Source organism: Occallatibacter sp., from assembly GCF_049802275.1.
Lineage (GTDB): Bacteria > Acidobacteriota > Terriglobia > Terriglobales > Acidobacteriaceae > Telmatobacter.
The window spans coordinates 1-1,670 of the sequence record NZ_JBARMD010000728.1 but is presented as its reverse complement, the minus strand read 5'-3'; the positions used below and the strand labels follow the sequence as shown (position 1 = coordinate 1,670).

General features: G+C 59.2%; 2 protein-coding genes. One reads left to right on the top strand and one right to left on the bottom strand.

The window, feature by feature from the left end:
• Positions 1-879: NAD-dependent epimerase/dehydratase family protein (locus tag WA354_RS24450; RefSeq protein ID WP_472815638.1), on the top strand; the 879-nt coding region annotated here is incomplete at its 5' end.
• A gap of 22 nt (positions 880-901) precedes the next feature.
• Here WA354_RS24450 and WA354_RS24445 read toward each other — a convergent pair.
• The coding region (locus WA354_RS24445; RefSeq protein WP_472815637.1) for a glycosyltransferase at positions 902-1,670 on the bottom strand (769 nt) is incomplete at its 5' end.

Here is a 1,670-nt window from a genome sequence, read left to right as displayed (position 1 = left end):
GCCACCGTCCTCACTCGCCAACCCGAGCAGTTCGCGAAGAAGTGCCCCCGTCTCGCCGCAGATCCATCCATAACGCTGCACCGTGGCGACGTTCGCAATTTTGAATTCCCTGCCGGAGAGTTTCATTACGTGGTCCACGCGGCCACCGAGGCGCGCGCGAGGCAGGCCACTGAGGCCCCGCTCGAGATGCTTTCCACGATCATCGAGGGCACGGCACGCACTCTGGAGTTCGCGGCAACACACCGCACCCAGGCATTTCTCTTGACGAGTTCGGGCGCGATTTACGGGAAGCAACCAGCCGATCTTAGTCATGTACCTGAGAGCTACACCGGCGCTCCAGATCCGATGAACCCAGCAAGTGTCTATGCCGAAGGCAAGCGGGTTGCCGAACATCTTTGCGTTCAATATCACAAGAAGTTCGCAATCGGGTGCAAGATTGCACGGTGTTGGGCCTTCTGCGGTCCCCATCTCCCCCTCGACGAGCACTTCGCCATCGGCAACTTCATTGGCGATGTCCTCGCTGGCAGGCCAATCGAAATCAAAGGCGACGGTACGCCGCGCCGATCGTACCTGTATGCTGCCGACCTCGCCGTCTGGCTATGGACCATCCTGTTCCGCGCACCAGATCTGATGCCCATCAATGTAGGCTCGGCAAAAGACATTAGCATTCTTGAATTAGCCCAGATTGTAACGGCAACGCTAAATCCAAAGACCGAAATCAGGGTTGCGCAGGAGGCGGCACCCGGAGCACAGCCTGAGCGCTACGTGCCATCCGTTGATCGAGCTCGCAAGCTGCTTGGCCTTGAGGAGACGGTCCCGCTCGCGGAATCAATTCGACGCACCGCCGCCTGGAATCGGAAACAACAAATTTCGGGGTAGTTCAGCGGCCAGGGCGATGTGGTCAGAAATTGATGCGTTCTTTCTCCGTCACAAGCGGCCGTCTTAACACAAGCGTGTGGATGGAGCCCACGTATTCGCCGATGATCCCAAGCGCGATCAGTTGAATTGAGCCCAGGAAGAAGAGACCCAGCACGACGGGCGCCACACCGACCGTGAAGTTCTTCCAATACACAAGCTTGTAGACGAGGTAGAACATGCCCGTGAGAAAACTCAGGAAGGCTGAGACGAATCCGGCGAAGACCACCAGGCGGAGCGGAACCTTCGACAGGTTGGTGATGCCCAGCATGGCGAAGTCATAGAGGGAATAGAAGTTCTGGCTGGTGATGCCGCGGGCGCGACGGTTCTGATTGTAGTGAACTATGGCTACTGGAAGGCCCAATTCGGCGATCATTCCGCGGAAATAGGGGTAGGGGTCGCGAAAATCGGCGCGAATCTTGTCGATTACGCTGCGATCATAGAGCCCGAATCCCGTGAAATGGGCCATGATGCGCACGTTTGTGAGGCGCGCAACGAGCCGGTAATAAGCGGTCCGCAGGCGGTACATCAGCCAGCTTTCGTCGCTGGTGTTCTTGATGCCGGCAACGATGGGGGCGCCCCCCTCCCAGGCGTGGATCATGTCGGCGAAGAGTTCGGGGGGGTCCTGGAGGTCGGCGACGAGGATGCCGATGGCGTCGCCCTGGGCCTGGAGGAGGGCGTGCATGCCGGAGCGGTCGGAGCCTACGTTTCGGGCGTTGACTATGACCTTGACGGTGGGGTCTTCGGCGGCCATC